Consider the following 25,587-nt stretch of genomic DNA (forward strand, 5'->3'; position numbering starts at 1 on the left):
GGCAAACCGCCGATCGGCGGCGCTAGTTACCGCCTGCCTTGGTGCCGTACTGCTCAGAAATGGCTTCAATGGTTTCCTTGTAAGATTTTTTGGCCAGGGAATCGAGCAAATCTTCCAGTTCGTCCGCCCGCTTATCCACGTTTCGTTTATGCTCATCCTGCAGGCGGCCCAACTCTTCGGCAAGCTGCTGCGGGAAACGTTTATCCCTTTTGATCTGACGAATCATCCAGTCGATGTTTCGCTTTTCATCGTCGGCCAAAAAATTCCACTTCAGCTTGTATTGCGTATTGTTTAGGAGCTGCTTGACTTTCCGGGAGTGCGCTTTACTGGACTCTTTGCTCTTCCAATTGTGCCATTCGAGAGCAATTTCTTTTGCTTTGAAAAATTCATCTTGCAGCCCTTTTTTGTCGCGAATAGACACATAGCGGCCGCGCGCTGCTTCTGCGACTGCCTTAAGCTGCTTTTGCCCCTCTCCATCCACGTCAAAACCGATGACATTCAAGATAGGTGTAATGTTGGAGTCAGCCAACTGTTTGGCTGCTGCCACCGGATCGCCACCGCACGTCTCGATTCCGTCGCTGACGAGAAAAATCAGGTTTGTGTTCTTGTCCCCAGCAAGCTGGCTCAAGTCTTTTTCTGCCTCCTGCAAGGAATAGGCTATCGGAGTCCAGCCTGTCGGCTGAAATTGGTTCAGACTTGCGGCAAGCTTTCCGGCGTCGTATTTTTGCAACTCGTACACCAGCTCGCTGCTGCTGCAGGAAAGCGCCTTGTCGGACTCTTTACCGCTCCCTTTGTTCCCGTAAACGCGGAGGGCGACATTCGCCTCTTTGGGCAACGCCTCTGCAAACGCTTTGATCGCTTCCTTGGCCGCATCCATTTTCGTTTTGCCGTCCATTTGCCCAGCCATGCTGCCGCTCGCGTCGAGAATGATCTCCACGTTGTACTGCTCCTTGAACTGAAAGCGCGGATCGTCGATGTCGGGACTTCCAAACGAAGCCATCTTGATGTCTTCTATCAGCCGTTCCGGGTCAGGATAATCCTCGGCGAACAGCCCGAGCAGCGCCAAGTAGTACAGGTCGATTACTTCCTGATCGGGGTTTTCAATCGCGGGCAAATCGTTCAGAAACGTCTGAAGCTCTTGTTCATGCTCGGAATAGTTCGTTCCGGCATAGCGCCCGATGGGAAAGCTGGCAATCTCGGCGGCCGTCTCCGGAATTTTCGTGGCCCCGTCAGGAAGCAGCGCCTTCAGGGCAGCGATCTGCTCCTCCCGCGACGGCTTCTGCTCCTGATTGGCCGGCTGTTCGACCTGCTCGTTGGGCGCTTCCGCTGGCGCAGTCGGCTCCTGCGTGCTCGGCGGCTCGTCGCTGGAGCAACCATGCAAGACGACCATCAGCCCAAGGGCTGCAATCAGTACCTTGATAGCTTTCATCTGTATGTACCTCCGTCATATCAGAGCTGCTTTGGTGTTCGCCTGGCAGAAGAACGGGGAAGTTAGTGGTGAAAACCAGCTTTCACCACTAACCGTCGGCACTGGCATCAACATGTTGGCATTAGTCACCTGTGATCTTGTCACCAATGTGCCCAATGACTTCCGACAGCGTGTTGGAAACGGCGTTACCCACATTCTCGTCTTTGCTGAAAAAGGTTGCGACAGCGCCAAGCACCGCCAAAACGACCGCAGCCAGTGCGATCCATTCGATTGATTGCGCGCCTTTTTGGTTGCGCAGGGAAAAGCTTGCTTTTACAAACAGTTTTTGCATCATTGTTGTCATCATCGTTTTTTCCTCCAAACGGGAATGTATTTAATAGGTACAAAAATGACTCCCGGACGCCTCTGCCTGCATCACCTCCCTTACAGGCATCCGATCCATCATTCATTTAAAAATTCCGGTAAACGTCTTGGCATTTTCCAAAATGTTCAGCACCATCAGGCCGCCGATCATCAGCATGGCGGTCGGAGCGACGACGAGCGTGGTAATCAGCGTCACTTTTGGCGAGGCTTTCGCGGCCTTTTCCTTGACCAGCTCTTTGCGCATTCGCCGCATGTTGTCCGCCTGCACCTTGAACGTCACCGAGATCGGCACTCCCAGGCGCATCCCTTGAATCAGCGCTTTAATCAACAGTTGAAATTCCGGGTTGTCGTTGCGCCGCAGCAGTTGCTCATACGCTTTTTCCCGCGGCACGCCGAGGTCGATCTCCTGGTTGAAGCGCGAGAACTCTTCCTGGATCGGTCCGCTGAAAAAGCGAATGACTTCGCGCAGGGCATGATCGAGGCTGACCCCGGCCTGTAGCGTCACGCTGACGGTGTCGAGAAATTCGGGCAGATCGTAGCGAATTTGCTGCTGGCGCTCGCTCGCCTTTTTCTTCAGCCAGAGGATCGGCAAAAAATAGCCGGCCAGCGGCCACAGAATCAGCCCGAACTGGGCGAAGGGAAAGCCCAGGACGAACAGCAGCGCCCCGACGATGATGCCGAGCAGCGTCAGCACGATTTTTACCCCTTGAAAGCGGGCTACCGTCAGATCGAGCGGGCGGCCCGCCTTGAGCAGCCAGTCCTCCACTTCGTGCGATTCGCTGAAAAAATTGAAGCGCTGGCCCAGGACCGCATAGTCATCCCCGTAGCGCAGCAGCCGCTTGACCAGTCGTTCCGAGGCGGTTTCCGGCTTGCGCACATCGTACGTCCGATGACCCGTCACTTCGTACATATGCTCGATCAGCGTGCGTTTTTGCACAGAAAACAAATACCATTCCTTTAAAAATATGGCAAAGAACAATAAAAACAGAAACAGGCAGGTGATGATTAGTGCATCCATCGTTTCACACCTTTATGTTGGTCACTTTTTTTACCAGGATGTAGGACAAAAGCGTTCCGATCAAAAACAGTCCGAGCAGCACCAGCCCCATCGGCGTAAACAGCGGATCGATAAAGCCTTTGTTAATCATGTTCATCATCAGCACCAGGGCGACGGGCATGATCGGGACAAGATACGAGACGTAGCGCTGCTCGGCAGTCATCGTCTTGATTTCCTGCGAGACGAGGCGGCGCTCCTCCATCGTCTCGGCCATCTCCTGCAGCACTTCGCTCAGGTTGCCCCCTGCCCTGCGCTGGATGAGCAGCGTCGCCGCGAAAATGCGGAAATCGCGCGTCGGAATCCGTTTTTCCATCTCCAGCAGCGCCCGGTCAAAACTGACGCCAAGCGCCAGCTCCCGCGACATCCGCTTGAACTCTTCTCCGGCTGGAGCATTCAGCTCTTTGGCCACAATCGCGATCCCCTGGGTCAGCGTCAGCCCTGCGCGCAACGAGTTGGCAAGCAGGCGGCACACCTCCGAGAGCTGATCGTTCAATCTCTCCAAATATTTGTGGCGCCGGGCAAAAAAGACGGCTTTCTGGATGACATACATCGAAGCTCCGCCCGCCATGAAGTTGTAGGGAGCCGGAATCGCCACTACACTGTGCAGGAAAAACCCAAGCCCCATCGTGCCGACGAACATGCCCGCGAAAAATTCGGAAGGGGTCAGCGGAATGTTGGCTTTTTTCAGCTTTTTGCCGATCTCCTGAGCGTACGGCTTCTGGTCGAAGCAGTCGCCCCAGACGACGATGAAGCTTTTGCGCTGAGTCTTTACCTCGTACCAGTCTTCCGCTTTCTTTTTCCACTCGTTTTTCTTCGAGCGGTATCCGAGGTATTCGTACATGCCCCAAATTCCGAACAGCACCGCCAGACTAAACAGAATAGCTAGGCTCACGTCTGCTCCCTCCCTTCGCCGTAAACATTGATTCGTCCAGATCAATTCCGAATACTTTGAGCCGCTCCAGGCTGCGCGGGATGATTCCGGTCGGCGTAAAATATCCGAGTACTTCGCCATTGCTGCCGATTCCGGTCCGGTGAAAGCGGAAAATTTCCTGCACCTCTACCCGTTTGTCCTCCGACTTCGCCACCTCGGAGATCGAGACGATTTTGCGCGTCCCGTCCGACAGCCGCATGACCTGCACGATGATGTCGAGCGCACTGACGATGTACTCGCGGACGATGGCAGAGGGCAAATCCATCCCCGCCATGACGACCATCCCTTCCAGCCGGTTGAAAGCGTCCAGTGGCGAGTTGGCGTGAACGGTGGTGAGCGAGCCTTCGTGGCCCGTGTTCATCGCTTGCAGCATGTCGAATGCCTCCGCGCCACGCACCTCCCCGACGATGATCCGGTCAGGCCGCATCCGCAGCGAGTTGCGCACAAGCTGGCGAATCGTAATTTCGCCTTTTCCCTCCATGTTCGGCGGGCGCGCCTCAAGCCCGACGCAGTTCGGATGGGTCAGCTTCAACTCCGCCGAGTCCTCAATCGTGATGATCCGTTCGTAGTGGGGAATCGCTCGCGCGGCCGCGTTGAGCAGCGTCGTTTTCCCGCTCCCGGTCCCGCCGGAGATCAGGACGTTCATTTTCGCTTCCACGACTGCCTGGATGTAGCGCGACATCGCCTCGTCAAACGAGCCGAATTGTTGCAAATCCTCCATTAAATACGGCTCTTTGCGGAATTTGCGGATCGACACCAATGTTCCGTTCAAACTGATCGGCGGGATGACCGCATTCACCCGGCTCCCGTCCTTCAGGCGGGCGTCGACCATCGGCGAGCTCTCATCAATCCGCCTGCCGAGCGGCGCCACGATCCGGTCGACGATGTGCCGCAAATGCTCCTCGTCGCGAAATTTCAGATCGGTCAGCTCCAGCCGCCCGCGCTTTTCGATGTAGACGAGGTTGTGCCCGTTGATCGAAATTTCCGTAATCTCCGGGTCCGCAAGCAGCGGCTCCAGCGGCCCCAGCCCCACCGATTCGTTAATCAGGCGAGTCAGCAGCAATTCTTTTTCGCTGCGCGGGATCACTACTTTTTCTTCCGACATGTACTGCGACACGAGCCGCTCAATCGCCACCCGCATTTCCTGCGAGCCAAGGCTGGTCAGCCTCTCCAGATTGGTTTCCCGCAAAAGCCGCGTCTTGTAATGCTCTGCCAGCTCGTCAATGTACGGGTTGAAGGCGGGAGCCGCAAGTGTCGCTGCCAGCGTCGCTCGTGGCGACTCGTCTTCTGCTGTCTTCTGCTCTTGCTTGCGCTTGAATAAAGCCATCTAGCTCCCCCCTCAAGACAGTTTGCTTTGGACCCATTTTCGGATGTCTTTTGCCGCAGGAGTCAGTTTTTTCTCGTTCGCTTCTTTTTGCAACGGCCTGCCCTGATTGACGGCCGCCTGCACTCCCGCGTGATCTCTCCTGATTTCCGCAGTAATCGGAGCGTTGAACAGCCCTTTCAGATCGGATACGACCAACTCGTTATCCCGGCCCACCTGGTTGACGACGACTTCCAGCCTGCCCTCGGTATCAATGCGCAGCCGTCTGAACAAGTCTTCCACGAGCCGATAAATTTGCACAGACGGCGTATCCAGGTTCATCACGTAGTAAATCATGTCGGCCTCCGACAAGGCGGCATACACCAGCTCGTTCATATGGCTGGGCAAGTCGATGATGACAAAGTCATAGCTGCGGCGGCTCGCCCGGATCAGGCGCGTGACGAACGCCTCGGACATGTTTTCCGCGATCTCGGCGTCACGCGGGCTGACCAGCACTTCCAGCTTGGAGTGAGCCTCGCGCTGCGCTACGTTGCGGATGTGAAACTCGTTCATCTCGTTCATGACCGGAATCAGGTCCCCCAGCGTGCGGTTGCTGTCAAACGACAGGAACGTCTCGACGCCCCCGTACTGCAGGTTGAGGTCGATCAACAGCACGCTGGCCGTCGATTCCAGCTTCAGCGACTGGGCAAATCCGGTGGCAAGCTGTGTGCAGCCGCTTCCTCCTTTGCCGCTGTAAAACGAATACACCTTGCCCCGCCCGCGCACAAACGCTTTGCCGGAAGCATCCGCGCCTTTTTTGCGCTGCTGGATTTGGGACAGCTCGGATATTTTTTCGAGGCGGTCGGTCAGCAGGTTCAACTCGTCGGGCATGACGATGTACTCGACTGCTCCGGCGCGGACGACATCCCGCAGCAGGACAAAATCTTGCTTTTCCGTCAGAAAAATGACAATTCCCTCTGGCAGCTCGCTCTGTATGTACTGCACCAGCTCGACTCCGGCCCCCTCCTCGGGCTGGACGAGCAACACGACATCGGGTCCGATCCGGTCGATTTCTTTTTTCACTTCGCTGGACGTCGTATAGCGTACCGGCTCATACCCGGCCAGAAACTCCGTGAGCATCTCCTTGACCGAATCCTGATCTGCGACGACAAGAATTTTCACTTCTTTGCTCATGACTTACCCTCCGGTTTTTGGTGCTGGATTGGTTGGCGGCTGTACCGAAGTTGGCGGTTTGGCTGGCGGCTGCTGATTGGTCGGTGCTGGCTGAGTTTGCCCGGCTGGCTGAGCCGCTGGTGCCGTCGCTGGCGGTTTCGCTGGCGCAGAGGCTGGCGGCGTCTGCGGCTTTGCTTCGGCAGGCTTTGGCGCAGTTTCCGTCTTGCCCGGCTCGGTTGTAGTAAACGGATCGGGAATCCCCAGCTCTCCTTTGCCGACGTTTGCTTTTAGGATGTGTCTGAAAACTCATTATTGAGTTAGTTTAAAGATGGACGCGACATATACAAACGCTAGGAATGATTTGGCCAGCTTGTCGTAACGAGTAGCGATTCGTCGAAAATGTTTGATTTTATTGAAGAAGCACTCCACCAAGTGCCGTTCTTTATAGCGGTACCAATCCACTTTCCAAGGATTTTTATTATTCGCTTTAGGCGGGATGGTGTACGCTGCCTGCTTAGCCGTAATCCAATGCCGAATGCCTTCTGAGCCGTAGGCTTTGTCACCAACAATATGGCTTCCCGTAAGATCAAACCCTTGAAGCAAATTGATCGCTGGAACGGAATCATAGACGTGCCCCCCCGTGAGAAGAAAAGCGAGGGGATTCCCTAATCCATCGACGACGGTATGAAGTTTGGTTGTCTTTCCGCCACGGCTGACGCCTATGTGCTGATTTACTTCGTGTCCTTCTGCGTTTTTTTAGCACCCGCACTGTGTTGATGAGCTTTGACCGATGTAGAATCGATGCTCAAGTTTTCAAAGTCAGGTTCTACGTGAAGAGCTTGGAAGATGGCGACAAGTAATCCGGTATCTCTCCACTTGCAGAAGCGACTGTAGACCGTTTTCCATGAACCATAACGTTCTTCCGGCAAATCTCGCCAAGCCGCACCACTTCGGGCAATCCAAAGAATGGCATTAAACATGGTACGATTACTTAATTTGGACGGACGTCCTGTTCGATAGGGGGGGAACATGTCCTGAATTTGTTCCCACTGTTCATCGTTTATTTCGTACCGTCTTTGAATCATGCTCGTTGCTCCATTCGTTTTTCCTAAATCATACCACATTTTCTTTAGTTTTCAGACACGTCCTAGAATGCGCATCAGTTCGGCGTAGTGCTGCTGATGGATGAATTTGGGCACATCCTCGAACGGCAGCTCCAGCGCCACGCCTTTGAATTTGTTGTCCGACTTCGCAACCATGGCGACGGGCACGTCTTTCATGAACACCTCGGTTACAGGCTGGCCGCCCTTCGTCGTCGAAATGATGATGTCGACGCGGTCCAGCGCCTCCAGTTCCTGGTCAAACATGATGTTTCCCGACGCGTACACCGTAATCAGCCGATTGTTTTGATCGCGGACCATGTTCGCCGGCTTTAAAATATTTTTCGTAATGACGTCGCCTTTCGACAAAGGAACGACCGTTACCTGATTTTTCAGACTGAGCTTGTCGACGACATACGAGTCATCCGCGTACTTTTTCGGAATTTGCCTTGTGGTCAATTGATCGGGTTGGATCAACGCCCGAGAGGGAATATCGACATTCGCCTCGTAAATCTCCACCATCTCCCCAAGCTGCGCGTTCATGTCCTTGATTTTCTTCAAAAACAGAAAACCCGCCAGCGCCGCAAGCAAAAAGGATAACACCAGAAAAATGATTGCCCGTCGTTTCGATTCCAACATGAAAAGCTTCCCTCTCTTTTTCTGTAGCTAGAATGATGTCAAATCATGCTGCACGCGCCTGACCCTCCATAATAAGTAAAAATACTCACCGTTATTGTCGGACTATTCCTCAAGAATCACCGCCTAGTAATAGATAACCATTACCAGCAACAGCCCGGTTCCCCCCGCAATGAATGGAGCCAGCGGGATTTCCCGATCAAAAGTCACCCTTCGCGACAGCCTGGAGACAAGCCACACAGGAAGCATGATGATTCCGGCAAGCAGGTAGGTAAGCCCCATTGCAAACAATCCCGCCTGCCAGCCCAGCGCTGCTCCTACCACTGCGAGCAGCTTGATGTCGCCACCCCCCACCTGCCCATTGCTAATGACGGCCATCCCGAGCGACAGTCCGACAAGCACGACGACTCCCAGGACGTGCGCCACCCAGTCTTCCGGCCGAAGCACTGCATGCGCGATGAGAAAATAGGCGATCCCAGGCAGTGTCAGCCAGTCGTAAATCAGTCGGTAGCGTAGGTCTGTGTACACAGCCACCGCCATTACGAAAAGAATGGGAACGATGACATACAAAGTCGGCACGCTCGCTCCTCCCCCCTTCTTTTGGAGGAAAATTTCACCATCACAGACGGTCATTTGGGGAATTTTGTTGCGCAAACGAGAAAATTTTTGGTTTATCTTAGTAAAATCTTTTTTTCTCTCTCCCTTTTTTCTGCTGTAAACAGGTCCATTTTCCTTGTATCCGGCACCTTTTCCGCCAGATTGTTGCTGTCGAATGGTGCAGGGGACAAAATGCCTGTACGCCAAAAAGAGTGGTTCAGCAGACCGCTTCTTGACGACGATCGGCTATCGCTTCTCCGTCACGCAGGAGACGCCCGTCAAAGCAGTTGTTGTTGGCAGCGCACAGGTCACCCGTCCATCGCACAAAAAAATCCCTTCCCGAACCAGAGTGTCGAAAAGGGATTTTGCGCATGCTTCAGTTTTTTCAACTGGACGTTCAGCCCGTCGCTGGTGGTTTCGTTGTCGCTGATGATCTCCTCGCGCTAGAAATCATCGTATTTTTGCTCTCCTCTCTGCAGATGGCGTACTTGGAGATCGCCGAGCGCTGATTGCTTACATGTTGCAGCAAATGTAAGCGTCAAATAAATCCCACCTTCAAAACACAGACCGCACTTTGAGATAATCTCCTCAGAATCAAGGTAAGCGTCAAATAGCCCCCACCTTGTTGCCAAGATGAGGGCTGGTCTATGCTGGGGTCAAGAGTTGAACACGTTGCAAGTTAGCGGTAACGACGGCGACCAAGGCAGCAAACTATCCAGGGTTTCTGGATTTTTCAGATCGGGAAGCTGTGGGAGTTGTTCGAATAGGTACGTCAAGTACTTGAACGGGTTCAGTCCATTCTCCTTTGCTGTTTCGATGACACTGTAGATGATTGCGCTCGCCTTTGCACCGCGAGGCGTATTGGCGAACAGCCAATTCTTTCGTCCGATCACAAACGGCTTCATCGACCGCTCGCTGCGGTTGTTGTCAATCTCGAGCCGCCCATCCTGCAAAAACGCCGTCAGCTTGTCCCACTGATTCAGGCTGTAGGCAATCGCCTGCCCCAGCAGACTTTTGGGAAGCGTTCGGGGGCGTTGCTGACGCAACCATGCCAAATAAGCGTCCAAAATGGGCTTGCTTCGCTCCATTCGGACGGTATAGCGTTCCTCTGGTGTCACGTCCTTCAGTTCCCGCTCAATGGCAAAGAGCTGGTTGCAGAACTGAAGCCCTTGCTGAGCTGCTGTTTCGTTTTTGTCTTGGGAGGCGGGCAGCGCCTTCAACGCCTCGTCAAACTTGCGACGCGCATGTGCCCAGCATCCAACGAGGGTGACATCCTTCACCTTGTGGTAACCGGCATAGCCGTCCACGTGAAGATAGCCGCCAAACCCCGTCAGAAAGTTCCGGGGATGCTCACCGCCGCGCGTTGTCCGGTAATCGTAGAGCACGATGGGCGGACCCATGCGGCCTGTCCGGTACAACCACAAATAGGACTGCGTCTCTGCGGATCGGCCAGGCTCGCGCAATACCTGCAGCGTCGTTTCGTCGGCGTGCAGAATATCCTGGTTCAGCAGATGCTCCTGCATGCGGTCTGTCAGCAGGGAGAGCCACTGCTCTGCCCCGTAGATCATCCAATTCGCCAGCGTCTGCCGCGAGATCGTCAGACCCATGCGGGCAAACTGCTGCTCCTGTCTGTACAACGGTTGGCTGTCCACGTACTTCTGCGTCATGACATACGCCATACTCGAAGGAGAAGCGAGGCTTCCGGGGTAGACAGGCTCTGGCATCGGAGCCGTGACGATGGGTGTGCGAATTTCCTCTCGTTCACAGCGGCGGCAAGCATACACCTGGCGAACATGACGCACGACTTTCACTTCTGCCGGGATGACCGTGATTTCGTTACGGGTCTCGGTACTCATCTCGTGGAGAGGACCTCCGCAGCATGCGCAAACTTGCTCCGTTTCCGGCAGTTCATAGAGGACCGTTTCCACGGGGAACTGGTCCAGCTTGGATTTGCGGCCAGCAGACTTTTTACGGCTGTACGTAACCGTTTCTACATCCGGTTCCTGAGCGGCAGGAGTCGCCAGCACTTCGGCTTCGTTGAACAGGTTCAGCTCCAGTTGATCCGGATGCGTCTTCTCGCTGGAGGCACCGAAACGTTTTTGCTGGGCCAGTCGGAACTGCTCCTCGTACCATTTGAGTTTGGCCATGAGCTCGGCGTTTTGCTGCTCCAGTTCGAGGCAACGGTCCTGCAGATGTTCCATTGTAATGTGGGGCGTTTCACTTGTTTTTTTCAATACTTGTTTGATTCGACAACTGAGCAGGAATATCCTGTGCCCTTGTTTGGAAAATAGGCTCAAATGACTGTGCGGGCCGTCACCTCCGGATGTGCTTGGTGTTGTTCAAGTGACAATCCATCGAGCAGCCAGCGCAGCTCACGTCGGGTCATTTTCATCGGCGCAGCGCTCGCATCTGTCGGCCAGCGGAACTTGCCACGCTCCAACCGACGGTAGTAGAGCCAGAATCCGTTATGCTCCCAATAAAGGATTTTCAGTTTGTCTCGCTGTCTGTTGCAAAAGACAAACAGCGCAGATGAAAACGGATCGAGATGAAATCCCTCCTTGACCAGGACAGCGAGTCCGTCAATGGACTTGCGCATATCCGTGCTGCCGCAAGCGAGGTACACCCGATCTGCCTGAATCTCGCTTAACATAAGGTTTTCAACACCTTGACCACATCCGCAAGCAGGGATGGATCAAAGCCGGATCTGATCTCAATGCTTGCCGAACCAACTTTCACAAGCAAGGGCGATGCTGTGTCGGATGTCGATTCTTTCACTTGAAGGGGAACCCACTGCGGTTTGTTGGTTGCTTGTTTTGGCTCATCTTCCCCTTTCAATTTCCGCATCCAATACCAAAGCTGGCGCGGCGTAACCTGATGACGTTCGCACCAGGTCGCGACGCGCTCTCCACTAGCCCGGTAGTCATTGATTCGGGTGCTCCATACCTCTCGAAGCTCCGCTTGCGTCATAAAAAAACCTCCTCGTATCGTTCTGAGGAAGATTATCTCACGGGACATTTCTGATTCGTAGGTGTGCTGGATTTGACGCTTACTGTTTTCTGTTGTTCGACATATCGCTTTATTGTTTCACTTGATACATTTCCTGCGGTAGAATGGGAGTGCGTTGAGAAACATATGCGTATGGTCTTTGTCGCATTCAAGAGCAACAATCACAATTTGCAGTTCCTCACACCCTTCATGTACCAACTCTTTGAAGCGTTGTTCTACATCTGCTTGCAGAAAAATCTTTCTTCTGTACCGAGGGCAGAACACAAAATGGTAGTTTAATAATGAAAGGGTTGTGCTTGTTCTTCTGTATTCGTTCATACACCTATCGTATCAGTTTGTTTTATATACTACAACAGATGAACAACAAAAAAGAGTGGAATTTTCAAATACTTGAAGTACCACAAACCTTCGGTTTATTCGTGGTACTCCGTATTTTGACCTCACTCTCATCCCGCCCCTAAAGGGGGTGCTATCGCACCGTAGCGGGCTTTCTCGTTCGGAAAATCTGTAATAAAAATCGCGGAGCAGGCTGTTTGGCGTCTCTTGCAAAAAGTCGACTTGCCCGGCCATGATACTCTCGTAGTCAGCCCGCGTAATCGACGCCGCTTCCTTGCAAATGTACCCGCCGAACTTGCTTTTTCGCTCCAGCTTGATCGCGGCGTCGCTTTTGTTGTAGATGCGGATTCGGTATTTGCGCCGTTTGAAAACGCCGTAGTTTTTTTCATGCAAAGCCGTGTCGTGCAGATCGTCGAAGTACAGGCTGCGGATATGGTACCCCTCCTCATCGACCGAGTACGGGGCCAGCTCGGTCACCAGCCGCAGCTTTTGTCGCAGCGGCTCGTAATCGTTCAGACGAAGGTAGTATTTCAGCTCGTGACGCAATCGCTTGTTGCCGTTTGGAATCCCTGTCCCTTTTCTCCCTTTCATTTCAGCACGAACTCCTTTACGCCGTTGTAACGCACCCCTTCTACGTGGTCGGTATCAAAAGAGGTTTGCCCGAAACCTTTGCTGTCCAGCACGAGCACCCGCCAGAAAAAGCGGCCTTTCCCCGGCTTGTCCACGGTGTATGCCGTCCCTGTCATCCCCCTCGCCTCGACCGCGAGCCTTGTTGGTGGAGCCTAGAGGCGTAGGAGACAGTGACGATTCAGAGTCCGCATGAACAACCACCAATGATATCAGGCTCCAGTTGTTGATGAGGCACTTTCAGCATCCATGCAACTTCTCCCTTCGCCAAGTTGGCGTAAACCTGGCGGCAGGAGGAAGTTGGGGTGCTAAAAACTGTAATTTTATGGTAATACGAGCACTGTGTAAACGGCACAGTGGAGGGGGTATGGTGAGAAAAATACTTGTCATCTGCATGATACTATTCTTGGCCGTTGCTGTTTCTTACAACTTCGAATGGATCATCGGCGGCTATCCACAAACAAAATCAGCTATACAAGGCAATGTGCGAGATTATTTAATGAATGAGCAAAACTACAAAATAACCGACATTGCGAGCATTGACGTCACATACTCCAGAAAATTCGGCGATTACAGCGCTCAGGTCATTTTATCGGATGAAAAAGAAACCAAATACTATTATCGAATAGATGAAAAAGTGAAGCAAAGCGGCTACAACGGTAAAACAAACAAGCACAGAGAGAGCTAAAGCGTTAGCAGCTCCGCGCAATTGTCAACGTGAGTCCAAAAATGCCGTTACATCATGACAGCCCCTAAATTTGCTTACTACGACAAAACGAAAGCATAATGCCGAAGCCAGGCTTCAGCATTATGCTTTCGCAAATTTTTGTACTCTTTACCACGCCGCAATACTACTATCCGTGCGCATATCCGTCCCGCCGCTCAAGACGCCGTTTTCATCCCGCCAAATAATTTGGCCTCGGCCAAAGTAATTGCCGAGCTGCGCCCACTTGATCGTGTGCCCTTTGCGCTCCAGCGCCTGCGCCAGATGCTCCGGGAAGTGCCGCTCCAACTCCACCGTTTTGCCTTCCATCCACTGCCAGCGCGGTGCGTCCAGCGCCGCTTGCGGATTGAGGTGGAAGTCGATCGTGTTCATGACCACCTGCACATGGCCCTGCGGCTGCATGAAGCCGCCCATGACGCCGAACGGCCCCACCGCTTTTCCGTCTTTGGTCAAAAAGCCCGGGATAATCGTATGGAACGTTCTTTTGCCCGGCTCCAGGCAGTTGTCGTGATTCGGGTCGAGCGAAAAGTTGTGTCCGCGATTTTGCAGGGCGATTCCTGTTTCCGGCACGACTACTCCTGAGCCAAAGCCCATGTAGTTGCTCTGGATGAAGGACACCATGTTGCCCTCGCCGTCCGCTGTTGCCAAGTAAACTGTGCCACTCGACTTCGGCTGGCCCGGCTCCGGCGTCAAAGCCTCGTCGCCGATCAAGGCGCGGCGCTCGGCGGCGTATTCCTCCGACAGCAAGTCTTTTACCGCGACCTTCATCTTGCTTGCTTCCGTGATGTATTTCAAACCGTCGGCAAAAGCCAGCTTCATCGCTTCGATCTGCTTGTGATACGTGTCGGTTGTGTCTTTTGCCGCAAAGTCATAGCCCTTCAAAATGTTCAGCGCCATCAGGCCGATCATGCCCTGGCCGTTCGGCGGGATTTCCCACACGTCGTAGCCACGGTAGTTGACGCTTATCGGCTGCACCCACTCCGGCTCATAAGCGGCCAAGTCCTCTTTGCGCAAATAGCCGCCGCACTCGCGGGAAAAGGCGTCGATTTTTTCCGCCAGCTCGCCGCGGTAGAAGCTCTCCCCGTTCGTCTCCGCAATCTGCCGCAGCGTAGCCGCGTGCCCCGGCGACTTCCAGATGTCTCCCGCTTTTGGCACCTTGCCTTCTGGCGCAAAAGTGGAGAACCAATGGGCAAACTCTTCGCCTTTGCAAAGCTGCGAGAACTTTTTATACGCCGCGTTCCAGTAATGGGCCAGCGTCGGCGAAAGCGGATAGCCGTTTTCCGCGTAGTCGATGGCCGGCTGCAAAACCTCTGTCAGCGGCAGGCGGCCAAAGCGCTTGGACAGAGCCGCCCAGGCAGCCGGAGCGCCCGGCACCGTCACAGGTGTCCAGCCGTAAGTCGGCATTTCTTCCAGTCCTTTTGTTTTCAACGCCTCGATAGAGATCGCTTGCGGAGCTGGTCCGCTGGCGTTCAGTCCGTGCAGCTCGTCTTTGATCCAGACGAGCGCGAACGCATCGCCGCCAATTCCGTTGGAGGTCGGCTCGACCACCGTCAGGCACGCAGCAGTCGCGATTGCCGCGTCCACTGCATTGCCGCCCTTTTTCAAAATATCGAGACCTGCCTGCGCCGCGAGCGGCTGCGAGGTCGCTACCATGCCGTTTTTGGCAAATGTCGTGACACGTTTCGATGCATACGGGTATTCCATTGCGTCGTAGTTTACCATGATTGAGGCCTCCTTGTATCTGGTTGGCGTTGCTACCCGATAAAAATGAACCCATACGCCATCGCCGCTACTATTACGAAGGCCGGATGCACTTTCCATGTCTCCAGCAGCAGATACGATGCGACGGTCAAAATGCCTGTCTGAATCCATCCGATCCCTTCGACTGCTCCGAGCAAAAACTGATAGGTCATCGTTCCGAGCAGGACCGTCACGACCGGGCGAACCGATTGTGTCATGGCTTTTACCTGCGGAGCATTGCGGAACAAGTTGATGAATTGGAGCAGCAGAATCATCGCAATCGCCGTAGGCGCAACCGTCGCCAGCAAAGCAACTGTCGCTCCCGGCACCCCTGCCACCTGATAGCCGATGTAGCCGGCCAGCTTGGTCGCAATCGGGCTCGGCAGCGCATTGCCCACTGCCAGCACTTCCCCGAATTCTTTCATGGACATCCATTGGTAATGATCGACGACCTCGTTTTGAATGAGCGGGATGCTCGGCGGCCCTCCTCCGTACCCCAAAATGTTCGAGATGAAAAAGGCCCAGAACAACTGTAAATAAATCATGCCGCTCCCTCCTTGCCGTCCTTTTTCTTGCGCTTGCGGACAGACCAGGTGGAGTAGGCAAAGGAAACGAGCAGCGCAATGCCTACTACAATGCCAGGATGCCAGTCAAGAAAGAGCAGCGCTACGAGCGACAGGCCAAGCGAAATGCTCACTCCCGTTTTGCTCGACGCGCCTTTCCAGCCCTTGGCGAGAAACTCCCACGTCAGCACGCCTGTCATGACCGCAATCACCGGGCCGATCGCCTGGATCATGCCGTAGACGCCGGGCGCGTCCTTCCATTGATAAATCACTTGCAGCAAGCCGATCATGACGAGAACGATCGGCATGACTACCGCGACGTTCGCTACCAGTGCCCCCATCCAGCCTTTGACCCGATAGCCGATAAAAGCAGCCAGCTTGGTCGCAATCGGCCCAGGCAAGGCATTGGCGAGCGCCAGGTTGTCGGAAAAATCCTCGTCCGTCACCCACTTGTACTTTTTCACGCACTCGGTATAAAAAAGGGGAACCATCGTAGGTCCTCCCCCGAAACCAAATATCCCGATGCGGAAAAAGGCGAGAAACAAATGCCAGTAAACCATGTTGTTCGTACCTCCATCCTTGCCTTAGCGGAGCAGCTCACCCGAATGCACCAGATGACAGGAGACAAGCTGGCCTCCACCGATATCTGCCAGACTTGGCACCTGCGATTTGCAAACCTCCGTCGCATACGGGCAGCGCGGGTGAAACGTGCAGCCGCTTGGCGGATTGGCCGGACTCGGCAAATCTCCGGTCAACAAAATCCGTTCGCGCTTTTGCCGCGGTTTCGCCACAGGGACAGCCGAGAGCAGCGCCCGCGTGTACGGGTGGCTCGGGTTGTCGAACAGCGTCCTTTTATCGGCAATTTCTACTACACGGCCCAAATACATCACCGCAATCCGGTCGCACAAATGCTTGACGACCGACAAGTCATGCGAGATGAACATCAAGGTCAGATTGAATTCCTTTTTCAAATCTTTCAGCAGATTCAGCACCTGCGACTGAATCGACACGTCCAGAGCAGATACCGGCTCATCCGCAATAATCAGCTTCGGCTTGACCACGAGCGCGCGGGCAATCCCGATGCGCTGCCGCTGTCCGCCGGAAAAGTCGTGCGGATGGCGGTTCAGGTGCTCTTTTCGCAGGCCGACAATCTGAATGATTTCTTCAATGACGCGCTCCCGCTCTTCCTTGGTTCCGATGTCGTGCACCATGAGCGATTCCAGCAAAATCTGCCTGATCGTCATCCGCGGGTTCAGCGAAGCATACGGGTCCTGAAAAATCATTTGCAGGTCCTTGCGCATCCGGCGCATCTCTTCTTTGGGCAATTTCGCTAAATCTTTGCCATCGAACCAGACTTCTCCTGCTGTCGGCTCCAAAAGCCGCAAAATCGTCCGGCCCGTCGTCGATTTTCCGCAGCCGGACTCCCCCACGATCCCGAGCGTCTCGCCGGGGTAGACAGTCAGGTCAATGCCATCGACCGCTTTTACATGGCCGACCGTCCGCTTCAGGAAGCCGCCTTTGATCGGAAAATGCTGCTGCAGCCCTTTTACTTCCAATAGAGGTGTTGTCATTTCCGCTCTCCCTCCTCTGCGTACAGCCAGCAACGGCATTTTTGTCCGTCCAGTTGGATCAATTCAGGCGGCTTTTCCTGGCAGATCGGCAGCGCCTTGGAGCAGCGCGGGGCAAAACGGCAGCCCGGCGGCATTTGGTGCGGCAGAGGAACTGCGCCCGGAATCGTCTCCAAATATTCGCGCTCCTCGTCCAGCTCCGGGATGGAGTTCATCAGGCCGATCGTGTACGGATGCTTGGGACTTTCAAACAGTGTATCCACATCGGTTTCCTCGACAACCTGCCCAGCGTACATGACGATGACGCGGTCGCACATCTCGGCTACTACCCCCAGATCGTGCGTAATCAGCATGATCGAGGTCCCTGTCTTTTCCTTCAGATCGCGCATCAGGTCGAGAATCTGCGCCTGAATCGTCACATCTAGCGCCGTTGTCGGCTCGTCGGCGATAATCAGCTTCGGGTCGCACGACATCGCCATGGCGATCATCACCCGCTGCCGCATACCGCCGGACAGTTGATGGGGGAACTCCCCGTAGATTTCTTCTGCGCGCGGCATCCCGACGGCCTTGAGCATCGCAATCGCCCGCTCCTTTGCTTCTGCCTTGGAGACTTTGCGGTGCAGCATGACGGCTTCCTCAATTTGTCTGCCTACCGTGTGCAGCGGATTGAGCGAAGTCATCGGCTCCTGAAAAATCATCGCGATCTCGTTACCGCGCATCCCTTGCATTTCTTTTTCCGACAGCTCCAGCACGTTTTTCCCCTGGAAGCGAATCGTGCCGCCTGTGCTTCCGTTTGGCGGCAAAAGCCGCATGATCGACAGGCTGGTGACGCTCTTTCCACAGCCCGATTCGCCTACGACGCCGAGTGTTTCACCAGCACGGATGGAGAAGTCGACGCCGTCAACAACGCTGACGACACCGCTGTCCGTGCGAAACCGAGTTCTTAGCTGCTCCACTTCCAAGATGGTCGTCATCTGCTCCACTCCTTTCCCTGCGTAGGGCATTGATTATTTGCGCGCGCGCGGGTCGAGTACCTGCTGCAATCCATCCCCCAGCAAGTTGAAGCCCAGCACGACTAAAAAGATGGCAATCCCCGGATAAAACGTCGCATACGGCGCGACAGACATCAGCGTCTGCGCCTGGTTCAGCATGCTTCCCCACGATGGCGTCGGCGGCTGCACGCCCAGCCCCAGATAGGAGAGCGAAGCTTCCGCGATAATGCCGGAGGCCATCGCGAGTGTCGCCTGAATCACGATCGGGTTGAGCGCATTGGGCAAAATATGGCGGAAAATGATGCGGGCATCCTTCACGCCAACCGAACGCGCCGCTTGAATATATTCCATGTTGCGCAAAGAAAGAACCTGACCGCGAGTAATCCGGATGAAGGCAGGAGCGAAACCGATCCCGATCGCCAACATCGCGTTGCCGAAGCCGGAACCGAGCACGGCCGAGATCGCCAGCGCCAAAATCAAAAACGGAAAGGCTTGCATCGCATCGACGCTGCGCATGACCACCCACTCATCCCAAAAGCCGCGGTAATATCCGGACAACAACCCGATCGGCACGCCAATCAGCATGGCGATTCCTACCGAAATGAGAGCAGCCTGGATAGAGATTCGCGCTCCGTAGACGACGCGGGAGAAAATATCCCGACCGAGGTCGTCTGTGCCAAACAAATGCTCGCCGTCTGGCGGCATCATCACTTTGTTGTAATCTTGTGCATTCGGGTCAAAAGGAGCGATCTGCGGCGCGAAAATCGCTATCACAATCAACGCAAGGATAATGACCGCTCCGATGACGCCAAGACCATTTCGCAGGAATTTGCGCGCGGTTTTCATCACTCACCCGCTCCTTTCCCAGCTTTGATGCGCGGATCAATGACCGCATACAACATATCGACAGCCAGGTTGACCAAGACGACCAGTACCGCCGAAACAAGGATCGCTCCCTGTACCGTCACGTAGTCGCGCTTGAAGACCGACTCGACAATCAGACGGCCGAAGCCGGGAATCGAGAAGATCGACTCGGTAATGACCAGACCGCCCAAAAGGCCCGCGATCATCAGCCCGGAGGTTGTCACGACTGGCACCATCGCATTGCGCAGCGCATGGCCCAAAATCGTGCGCGCTTCATTCAAGCCTTTTGCCTTCGCCGTCCGAATGAAGTCCATGCTGACCACATCGAGCAAGGAAGAACGCAGCATTCTCATCAGCACCGCAGACTCCCGAAGGCCGGTCGCCAAACAGGGGAGAACCATCGCCAGCAAATTTTGCTTCGGATCTTCCAGAAACGGCACGTAGCCGGATGCGGGAAGCCATTGGTTGTTCACTGCAAAAAAGATAATCATCATCATAGCCAGCCAGAAGCTCGGGATGCTCATCCCGCCCAGCGCAGTAAAGGTGCTCGTGTAGTCAATCCACGTCCCGCGGCGCACAGCCGCCAGGATTCCCGCAGGAAAAGCAATCAGGATCGCCACGAGAAACGTTCCGATCGTAAGCTCCACCGTTGCGGGCAGCCTTTGCATAATTAATTGAGAGACCGGCACCCGGTCCGTAATCGAGATTCCCAAATCGCCCTGCAGCACTTTTCCCAGCCAGGAAAAATATTGCACCACGATCGGCTGGTCCAACCCCAGCTCTGTTCGTAGTGCCTGATAGGCTTCCGGTGTCGCTTCCTGTCCTAAAATGACCCGGGCAGGATCGCCCGGGATCAAGTGGATCAAAGAGAAAGTCATAATGGACACCAGCAGGAGAATCGGGATTGTCAGCAGTAGACGCCTGACCACGAACATCATGACAATTCCTCCTTGCTCTTGCCGTTATAGTGTGTGACTTGCCTTATTGCTTGTCCAATGTGGCGGTACGGATCAACCCGTCCGGTACGTAGGTGAAGCCTGTTACTTTTTTGTTCATGCCGATCAAAACATATTGATGGTACAGGTACACATAGCCCGCTTCTTCCTGCAAGAGCTTGGTCGCTTCCTCGTACAGCGCCTTCCGCTTCGCTTCGTCCATTTCCCCGCGCGCCGCCACAACCAGCTCGTCCAGCTTCGGAATAGAGATGCGGCCGTCGTTGTTGGAAGTGCCAGTGACTACGAAGTCATGCAAGTTTTGGTCAGGGTCCTGACGACCGGACCAGCCCAGTTGCAGGGCATCGAATTCGCCTTTTTCGCCTGTTTCAATCAGTTGGCCGTATTCCAGCTTCTCCAGCGTCGCGTTGATGTTGTACTGCTTCAGCATGCTTTGCAGCACAGCGCCAAGCTGTTCGTTTTCCGGAGAAGTCGTGATGTACAACTTAAAGTCAAAACCGTTCGGCTTGCCGCCCTTCGCCAGCAAGTCCTTGATCTCAGCCGCGTTAGGCGGCACCGGCGTGTTCAACTGCTCGTTGTACGCCAGACTGCCTTTCGCAAACGCGGTACGCGCAGGTGCCGCATAGCCGTTGAACAGCACTTTTACTACCGCTTCCCGGTCAATCGCGCGGTCGACAGCTTGACGCAAGTACTTGTTGTCAAACGGCGGGCGGGAGTTGTTCACATAAAACCCTTGATAGCCCATGCCGGATTCGGATATCAGTTGCAGGTTGGTATCGCCTTTTACAACCGGAATTTCCTTCACAGGCGTATCGTCGATGATGTCCAGCGTGCCGGAGCGCAAGTTTTGCACCTTGGCTGTACCGTTCGTGAACACTTTGTAGTTCACTTCGTCTACTTTTACCTCGCCGTTCCAGTAGTTTTCGTTTTTCTTCAGCGTCACGTGGTCGCCTTTTACCTGTTCAACAAAAGTGAACGGGCCTGTCCCTACTGGATGGTTCAAGTATTGATCGCCGTGCTCCTGAACCGCTTTTGGCGAAACCATGATCCCCGCGCGGTCTGTCAATACGGACAGGAACGGAGCAAACGGCTCTTTCAACTGGATTTTGACAGTATTTTTATCGACGACCGTCACAGACTCAACGAACTTCAACTCGCCTTTGCGGCGGGACTTCTCCCCGGAAATGTTGCGGTCGAAGTTGAATTTGACTGCCTCGGCGTCAAACTCGGTGCCATCGTGGAACTTCACGCCTTGCTTGAGCTTCATTGTGTAGGTTTTGCCATCTGGCGTAACCTCGTACGATTCAGCCAGCATCGGGACGATCTTGCCCTCTGCGTCGATGTCAAACAGCTTATCGTAAAGGCTCGCGTAAACTTGGCGATCGTAGAGAGAAGTGGAGATGCTCGGGTCCATCGAAGGCGGATCTGCCTTCAGCCCGATGTTGATGACTTTTTTGCCAGTGGCAGGCGCCGTCGCTGTGCTTCCGCTATCGGCAGTTCCTGTCCCGCTTCCTCCTCCACATCCTGTTACCAGTAAAACCGTCCCCAGCACGGCACTGAGCATTGCTTTGCTCATCTTGGTCGAAAACATAGAATGACCCCTTTTCTCTTTTTTTGTTGGCTCTAAGCAATGAAACGACAATCCCAACGGCTCATTCGTCCGATGGCATTCCCCCTTCCGAGGTTTTCGCTTCGCCTTAGCGGACGAAGTTGTATTTGGATTTCAAGATTTTCAGTTCGTTGATGACGTTTGTCCGCACGATGCCCGGCACTTTGTAGAGCTTTTTCATCAAAAATTCCGATAATTCTTCGTAGCTTCTGACCAATACTTGCGTGAACAACTGATAGTCGCCGGAGGTCAACACGATCAATCGGATTTCCACGATCTCATTCAACGCGGCGACGACTTCGTCGAGCTTTTCCGCCTCGACAGCTATCTGGATGATCGCCTGGACGTGCAAGCCAGCCTTGACCGGATTGACGATGCCGACGAGACTCAGCGTTCCTTCATCCTGCAACTGCTGAACGCGCATGCGAATCGTTTTTTCGGTTACCCCGAGGTCTTTGGCAATCTGGGTAAAAGGCAAGCGTGCATTTTGCTGCAGCGCCCGGATAATCCCGTAGTCCGTATCGTCAAGCTCCGGATACAGGGAACGGCGGAATTTCTCCTCCATATAAACACTCCTTTATTCGTCTTGTTTATTGGAAAACAAACCTATTTGCGGTTGTTATTTTAATATCTTAGTCGAATTACGTAACGATTGTTGTTAATATAATACGAATCACGACCTGATGCAAGCATTTTTCAGAAAGTTTCTTTTTGAAAGCATTTTCATTTTTTTATTTTTCTTTATCATATTTTTGATCTATATAAACAAAAAAACAGCCGCTCCATTAAATGAAGCGGCTGTATAGCTAACAACGGCGTTTCAATATTCGATTCGCTTCTCCGCTTGCGACCAGGCTACAAACGGGCTCTGACGATTTTCCAGCTCGATTTGCCGGAAAGGAATGCTGCGTTCTTCGTGCGGCAGCATGATTTGCTCGTAAATAAAATGGTCGTCGAATCCGACGCTTGCTGCGTCTTCTTTCGTGCAGGCGTAGTAGACGGCTCGCGGCCGCGCCCAGTAAATCGCTCCCAAACACATCGGGCACGGCTCGCAGCTCGTGTACAGTTCGCAATCGCTCAACTGAAAAGTGCCCAGCTTGCGGCACGCCTCGCGAATCGCCTGCACCTCCGCATGTGCGGTCGGATCGTTCATCGCTGTCACTTCATTGCGGCCCCGTCCGACGATTTGCCCGTCTTTGACGATAATCGCGCCAAAAGGCCCGCCGCGGCTCTCCTTCACATTGTCCAGCGCAATGCTGACGGCTTGCCCCATCCACGTATCCTGATCCATCCCTTTCCCTCCTCGCGCATCTCTTCCCTTATCCTATGCCAGTTTGCCTGATGGCATTAGCGAAACAAAGCGAAACGCCCTTCATATCCGGTTCATCGAGCGCTTCAAATGGAACAAATACCGATTGCGGATAATCCAGAAGTAGACCGCCTGCACGATGACAAAGCTGCACAGCACGATCGCTGTCGGCTTGGCGACGGATGCGACGAGCAAGATTTTCAGCAAGCTTTGCAGCGACACGAACGCCACCATGCTGTGGATGATCGCCACCAGTATCGGCACGAAAAACAACAGCGCAATCTGGGTCGTCACGATTCTCGTCAGCTCGGCGTCCGTCAGTCCGATTTTCGCGATCGCTCCGTAATGCCTTTTGTCGTTTTCCAGATCGGTGTACAAACGGAAGTACAGGAAGCTCGCCGCCGCTACGAAAAACAGCACGCCGACGAACAGCCCGACAAACAGCCCCGTGTTCGCCATCTGCTTCATCTGGTGATAGACGGGCGCGCGCGCCGAAAACGAGTAGATGTCCGTGTAATGCTGGATTTCCTCTCCCAGCTTGAGACTGATCTCCTGGGTGTCCTTCCAGCGCGGAACATCGTAGGCAAAGCGCTGCTCCTCCCGCAAGTCGCGAAGCTGATCGTACACTTTGTTCGGCACGACCGCCAGCCGTGCAAACTCGATGCCGTGAATCAATGGATTCATTTTCGTGTCCGTTTTGACCACAAGCTCCTGCCCGCCGACCTTTAACGTCTGCTCCTCAACCGCATCGCCGAACCATCTGAGCAGGATAAACACTTCGTTGTCGGCCATTTGCAGCTCGCGCGAGTTCGCCGCCATCGCAAAACGGTTGTAGTCGGACAGCTTGACCACCCCGACCGTCTCGTCATTCACCTGCTCCGGAAGCACCCGCATCGACACCTGGTACTTTTCGAAGGAAAAGCCTCCTTGCTGCAAGCTGTTTTCAATCAGCCGCAAATGCGCGTCCTTGGCGGCATTCTCCGCCTTGGTCTGGTATTCGAACGCAAACGGATTCGTTTTCACGACCGTCTCCTGGATCGACCCGGCCAATGCCGCCAGCGTCCCGATCGCGCAAAAGGCGACCGTCGACACGATGCAGACCAAAAAAAACATTCTGGCGTTATCCTTCATCCGGTAGGAGAGATCAGACAGCGTCAACAGATTCGTGCGCCGCCAATAGATGAAGCGCCGCTTCTTCAAAAACTCGATCAGGATCACGCTAAGCTGCGTGAACAGTAAATACGTCCCGACGACAGTCAAAGCCGTGACAGGCAGCACAAGCGCCACCACGTATATGCCGTCCGCCGTCAGCGCCAGCGCATAGCTCATACAAAGCAGCGCCACTGCCACAATCGACAGCGCAATCGACGCGCTTGGCTCCCGCTTGGGGCGCCGGCTGCCCTGCAAAAGCTCCAGCAAGCTCCGGCTTCTAAGCAGCAGCACCGTGAACAGCGAGATGGCGGCGAACAGGATGAGAAAAGCGACGACTGTCAGCCCGATCGCCTTCCACGGGAGGTAAAAGCCGAGCGCCTTCACATCCAGCAGGAAGCCCGCGAACTGGAAAAACAGCTTGGCGAGCACCATGCCAAGCCCGATGCCAAAAGCGATCGCGACGATCCCGATGAGCATGTTTTCCATAAAAATCAGCAGGTTTCGCTGCAGCGGCGTCATGCCGTGCATGAACAATATCCCGAATTCCTTCTCGCGCTTTTTCAAAAACGCGCCGACGCAATAGAAGAGAAAAAAGAAAGAGAACAAAAAGATGACGTATTCGGCGACGATCATCCCGGTTGCAACCGATTCATGAATCTCCTCGCCGACGATTCCCGGATGAAAAATGAACATCGCGTACACGAAAAAGATCATGACGGAAAACACGCTGCTCATGAAAAAAGCAGCATAAGTGCGTTTGTTGCGCAAAACATTATTACACGCGAATTGTCGAAAGGTCATACGTGTTCCCTCCCAAGAACGACAGCGCGTCAATAATCTTTTGGAAAAACGCCTGGCGGTTCTCCCCCCGATACATTTCGTTGTGCAACTGTCCGTCCTTGATAAAAATGACCCGGTGACAATAGCTGGCTGCCAGCGGATCGTGCGTGACCATCATCATCGTCGTATTGTCTGTTTTATTGATCGCTTCCAGCGTCTCCATGACCGTCCGCGAAGACTTGGAATCGAGATTGCCTGTCGGTTCATCGGCGAGCAACAGCGAAGGGGAGTGGATGATCGCGCGGGCGATGGCCGTCTTTTGGCGCTGGCCGCCTGACACCTCGTATGTACGCTTCTCCAAAATATCCTGGATTCCCAGCTTCGTCGCCACGCTTTGCAGCTTTTCCTCCATCGTCTGGACCTTCACGTTTTCCAGCGTCAGCGGCAGCACGATGTTTTCCCCGATCGTCAGCGTATCGAGCAAATTGAAGTCCTGAAAAACAAAGCCCAGTTCGCGGCGACGGAACAGCGCCAGCTTGTCTTTTTTCAACAAGTGCGGATTCGTTCCATTCAAGAGAACAGTCCCGGATGTCGGGGAGTCAATGGTCGAAATCATGTTCAATAGCGTTGTTTTCCCGCTGCCCGATGGGCCCATGATACCGACAAATTCCCCTTTGCGAATCGAAAAATCGATATCCGTCAACGCGCGGTATGTGATCTTGCCTCCGTAAATTTTGCTCAGACTGTTCACCGCAAGCATTTCCATACGTCTTTC

29 protein-coding genes and 1 pseudogene are annotated in these 25,587 nt (G+C 54.1%); 3 read left to right on the top strand and 27 right to left on the bottom strand.

The window, feature by feature from the left end:
* Nucleotides 1-22: 22 nt before the first annotated feature.
* The 6 genes from BA6348_RS25720 to BA6348_RS25745 form a co-directional block, all read right to left on the bottom strand.
* Nucleotides 23-1,429 (bottom strand): VWA domain-containing protein, encoded by a 1,407-nt coding sequence (locus tag BA6348_RS25720; RefSeq protein ID WP_122953201.1) that lies wholly within the window; start codon nt 1,427-1,429, stop codon nt 23-25.
* 121 nt (nt 1,430-1,550) lie between these two features.
* Nucleotides 1,551-1,775 carry a hypothetical protein gene (locus BA6348_RS25725; protein WP_005826725.1) on the bottom strand — a complete coding sequence of 75 codons (225 nt, stop codon included), beginning with the start codon at nt 1,773-1,775 and terminating at the stop codon, nt 1,551-1,553.
* Nucleotides 1,776-1,874: 99 nt separating this feature from the next.
* Nucleotides 1,875-2,810, bottom strand: coding sequence for a type II secretion system F family protein (locus tag BA6348_RS25730; RefSeq protein ID WP_007787113.1), 936 nt, complete (start codon nt 2,808-2,810; stop codon nt 1,875-1,877).
* Nucleotides 2,811-2,814: 4 nt separating this feature from the next.
* Nucleotides 2,815-3,741 carry a type II secretion system F family protein gene (locus BA6348_RS25735; protein ID WP_122953200.1) on the bottom strand — a complete coding sequence of 309 codons (927 nt, stop codon included), beginning with the start codon at nt 3,739-3,741 and terminating at the stop codon, nt 2,815-2,817.
* On the bottom strand, nt 3,719-5,107 hold the full coding sequence (locus tag BA6348_RS25740; protein WP_005826720.1) for a TadA family conjugal transfer-associated ATPase: 1,389 nt from the start codon (nt 5,105-5,107) through the stop codon (nt 3,719-3,721). The genes BA6348_RS25735 and BA6348_RS25740 overlap by 23 nt, the downstream gene beginning before the upstream one ends.
* A 12-nt stretch (nt 5,108-5,119) precedes the next feature.
* Nucleotides 5,120-6,277: a CpaE/TadZ family protein gene (locus tag BA6348_RS25745; protein WP_005826717.1), complete on the bottom strand. Its 1,158-nt coding sequence runs from the start codon at nt 6,275-6,277 to the stop codon at nt 5,120-5,122.
* 32 nt (nt 6,278-6,309) lie between these two features.
* Between BA6348_RS25745 and BA6348_RS26960 the strand changes: the two genes are divergently transcribed.
* Nucleotides 6,310-6,498: a hypothetical protein gene (locus BA6348_RS26960; RefSeq protein ID WP_165329017.1), complete on the top strand. Its 189-nt coding sequence runs from the start codon at nt 6,310-6,312 to the stop codon at nt 6,496-6,498.
* A gap of 67 nt (nt 6,499-6,565) precedes the next feature.
* Here BA6348_RS26960 and BA6348_RS25755 read toward each other — a convergent pair.
* The 3 genes from BA6348_RS25755 to BA6348_RS25765 all read right to left on the bottom strand — a co-directional run bounded on the left by BA6348_RS25755 (nt 6,566) and on the right by BA6348_RS25765 (nt 8,571).
* Nucleotides 6,566-7,341 (bottom strand): IS5 family transposase gene (locus tag BA6348_RS25755; RefSeq protein WP_170206163.1). Its coding sequence is split into 2 segments (ribosomal slippage): nt 6,566-7,014 and nt 7,014-7,341, totalling 777 coding nucleotides; the frame shifts between segments, so codons are not numbered across the junction.
* A gap of 51 nt (nt 7,342-7,392) precedes the next feature.
* The gene (locus BA6348_RS25760; protein WP_242507415.1) at nt 7,393-7,995 is read right to left on the bottom strand and encodes a CpaB family protein; all 603 of its coding nucleotides are present in this window, start codon (nt 7,993-7,995) and stop codon (nt 7,393-7,395) included.
* Between the two features lie 123 nt (nt 7,996-8,118).
* On the bottom strand, nt 8,119-8,571 hold the full coding sequence (locus BA6348_RS25765) for a prepilin peptidase (RefSeq protein ID WP_025844339.1): 453 nt from the start codon (nt 8,569-8,571) through the stop codon (nt 8,119-8,121).
* Nucleotides 8,572-8,960: 389 nt separating this feature from the next.
* On the opposite strand from BA6348_RS25765, the gene BA6348_RS26965 reads away from it, so the two are divergent.
* On the top strand, nt 8,961-9,098 hold the full coding sequence (locus BA6348_RS26965) for a hypothetical protein (RefSeq protein ID WP_165329018.1): 138 nt from the start codon (nt 8,961-8,963) through the stop codon (nt 9,096-9,098).
* 147 nt (nt 9,099-9,245) lie between these two features.
* On the opposite strand, the gene tnpC is transcribed toward BA6348_RS26965, so the two are convergent.
* The 6 genes and pseudogenes from tnpC to BA6348_RS26970 all read right to left on the bottom strand — a co-directional run bounded on the left by tnpC (nt 9,246) and on the right by BA6348_RS26970 (nt 12,677).
* Complete coding sequence (tnpC, locus tag BA6348_RS25775; RefSeq protein WP_129552258.1) at nt 9,246-10,790, bottom strand: IS66 family transposase; 1,545 nt, start codon at nt 10,788-10,790, stop codon at nt 9,246-9,248.
* A 92-nt stretch (nt 10,791-10,882) separates the two neighbouring features.
* The gene (gene tnpB / locus BA6348_RS25780) at nt 10,883-11,239 is read right to left on the bottom strand and encodes an IS66 family insertion sequence element accessory protein TnpB (protein ID WP_007787650.1); all 357 of its coding nucleotides are present in this window, start codon (nt 11,237-11,239) and stop codon (nt 10,883-10,885) included.
* The gene (gene tnpA, locus BA6348_RS25785; protein ID WP_005837493.1) at nt 11,233-11,556 is read right to left on the bottom strand and encodes an IS66 family insertion sequence element accessory protein TnpA; all 324 of its coding nucleotides are present in this window, start codon (nt 11,554-11,556) and stop codon (nt 11,233-11,235) included. The genes tnpB and tnpA (BA6348_RS25785) overlap by 7 nt, the downstream gene beginning before the upstream one ends.
* Before the next feature lie 32 nt (nt 11,557-11,588).
* A pseudogene (gene tnpA, locus BA6348_RS25790) lies at nt 11,589-11,913 on the bottom strand (IS200/IS605 family transposase).
* A 12-nt stretch (nt 11,914-11,925) separates the two neighbouring features.
* A complete protein-coding gene (locus BA6348_RS25795; protein ID WP_242507416.1) occupies nt 11,926-12,522 on the bottom strand; it encodes a polyphosphate polymerase domain-containing protein in 597 nt (198 codons plus the stop codon).
* A complete protein-coding gene (locus BA6348_RS26970) occupies nt 12,519-12,677 on the bottom strand; it encodes a hypothetical protein (RefSeq protein ID WP_007787489.1) in 159 nt (52 codons plus the stop codon). Before BA6348_RS26970 ends, BA6348_RS25795 begins: the two co-directional genes overlap by 4 nt.
* 251 nt (nt 12,678-12,928) lie before the next feature.
* Here BA6348_RS26970 and BA6348_RS25800 point away from each other — a divergent pair, with 251 nt between their 5' ends.
* Complete coding sequence (locus BA6348_RS25800; protein WP_165329019.1) at nt 12,929-13,246, top strand: DUF3139 domain-containing protein; 318 nt, start codon at nt 12,929-12,931, stop codon at nt 13,244-13,246.
* Nucleotides 13,247-13,393: 147 nt separating this feature from the next.
* Here BA6348_RS25800 and ggt read toward each other — a convergent pair whose 3' ends face one another.
* The 12 genes from ggt to BA6348_RS25860 all read right to left on the bottom strand — a co-directional run bounded on the left by ggt (nt 13,394) and on the right by BA6348_RS25860 (nt 25,578).
* Nucleotides 13,394-15,004, bottom strand: a complete 1,611-nt coding sequence (gene ggt, locus BA6348_RS25805; protein WP_005834738.1) for a gamma-glutamyltransferase — start codon at nt 15,002-15,004, stop codon at nt 13,394-13,396.
* A gap of 32 nt (nt 15,005-15,036) precedes the next feature.
* Entirely contained in the window at nt 15,037-15,567 is a 531-nt protein-coding gene (locus BA6348_RS25810; RefSeq protein ID WP_005834736.1) for a chromate transporter, read from the bottom strand.
* Nucleotides 15,564-16,145 (bottom strand): chromate transporter, encoded by a 582-nt coding sequence (locus BA6348_RS25815; RefSeq protein ID WP_005834735.1) that lies wholly within the window; start codon nt 16,143-16,145, stop codon nt 15,564-15,566. Before BA6348_RS25815 ends, BA6348_RS25810 begins: the two co-directional genes overlap by 4 nt.
* Before the next feature lie 24 nt (nt 16,146-16,169).
* A complete protein-coding gene (locus BA6348_RS25820; protein ID WP_005834733.1) occupies nt 16,170-17,156 on the bottom strand; it encodes an ABC transporter ATP-binding protein in 987 nt (328 codons plus the stop codon).
* Complete coding sequence (locus tag BA6348_RS25825; RefSeq protein ID WP_122953375.1) at nt 17,153-18,127, bottom strand: ABC transporter ATP-binding protein; 975 nt, start codon at nt 18,125-18,127, stop codon at nt 17,153-17,155. Before BA6348_RS25825 ends, BA6348_RS25820 begins: the two co-directional genes overlap by 4 nt.
* Nucleotides 18,128-18,160: 33 nt before the next feature.
* On the bottom strand, nt 18,161-18,991 hold the full coding sequence (locus BA6348_RS25830) for an ABC transporter permease (RefSeq protein WP_005834729.1): 831 nt from the start codon (nt 18,989-18,991) through the stop codon (nt 18,161-18,163).
* Nucleotides 18,991-19,947: an ABC transporter permease gene (locus BA6348_RS25835; protein ID WP_005834727.1), complete on the bottom strand. Its 957-nt coding sequence runs from the start codon at nt 19,945-19,947 to the stop codon at nt 18,991-18,993. The genes BA6348_RS25830 and BA6348_RS25835 overlap by 1 nt, the downstream gene beginning before the upstream one ends.
* Before the next feature lie 43 nt (nt 19,948-19,990).
* Complete coding sequence (locus tag BA6348_RS25840) at nt 19,991-21,553, bottom strand: ABC transporter substrate-binding protein (RefSeq protein WP_005834725.1); 1,563 nt, start codon at nt 21,551-21,553, stop codon at nt 19,991-19,993.
* A gap of 106 nt (nt 21,554-21,659) precedes the next feature.
* The gene (locus tag BA6348_RS25845) at nt 21,660-22,136 is read right to left on the bottom strand and encodes an Lrp/AsnC family transcriptional regulator (RefSeq protein ID WP_005834724.1); all 477 of its coding nucleotides are present in this window, start codon (nt 22,134-22,136) and stop codon (nt 21,660-21,662) included.
* Nucleotides 22,137-22,391: 255 nt separating this feature from the next.
* Nucleotides 22,392-22,862 (bottom strand): nucleoside deaminase, encoded by a 471-nt coding sequence (locus tag BA6348_RS25850; RefSeq protein ID WP_005834722.1) that lies wholly within the window; start codon nt 22,860-22,862, stop codon nt 22,392-22,394.
* 81 nt (nt 22,863-22,943) lie between these two features.
* The gene (locus tag BA6348_RS25855; protein WP_007787479.1) at nt 22,944-24,833 is read right to left on the bottom strand and encodes an FtsX-like permease family protein; all 1,890 of its coding nucleotides are present in this window, start codon (nt 24,831-24,833) and stop codon (nt 22,944-22,946) included.
* Nucleotides 24,808-25,578, bottom strand: a complete 771-nt coding sequence (locus BA6348_RS25860; protein ID WP_005834720.1) for an ABC transporter ATP-binding protein — start codon at nt 25,576-25,578, stop codon at nt 24,808-24,810. The genes BA6348_RS25855 and BA6348_RS25860 overlap by 26 nt, the downstream gene beginning before the upstream one ends.
* Nucleotides 25,579-25,587 lie beyond the last annotated feature (9 nt).

The organism is Brevibacillus agri (assembly GCF_004117055.1).
Taxonomy (GTDB): domain Bacteria; phylum Bacillota; class Bacilli; order Brevibacillales; family Brevibacillaceae; genus Brevibacillus; species Brevibacillus agri.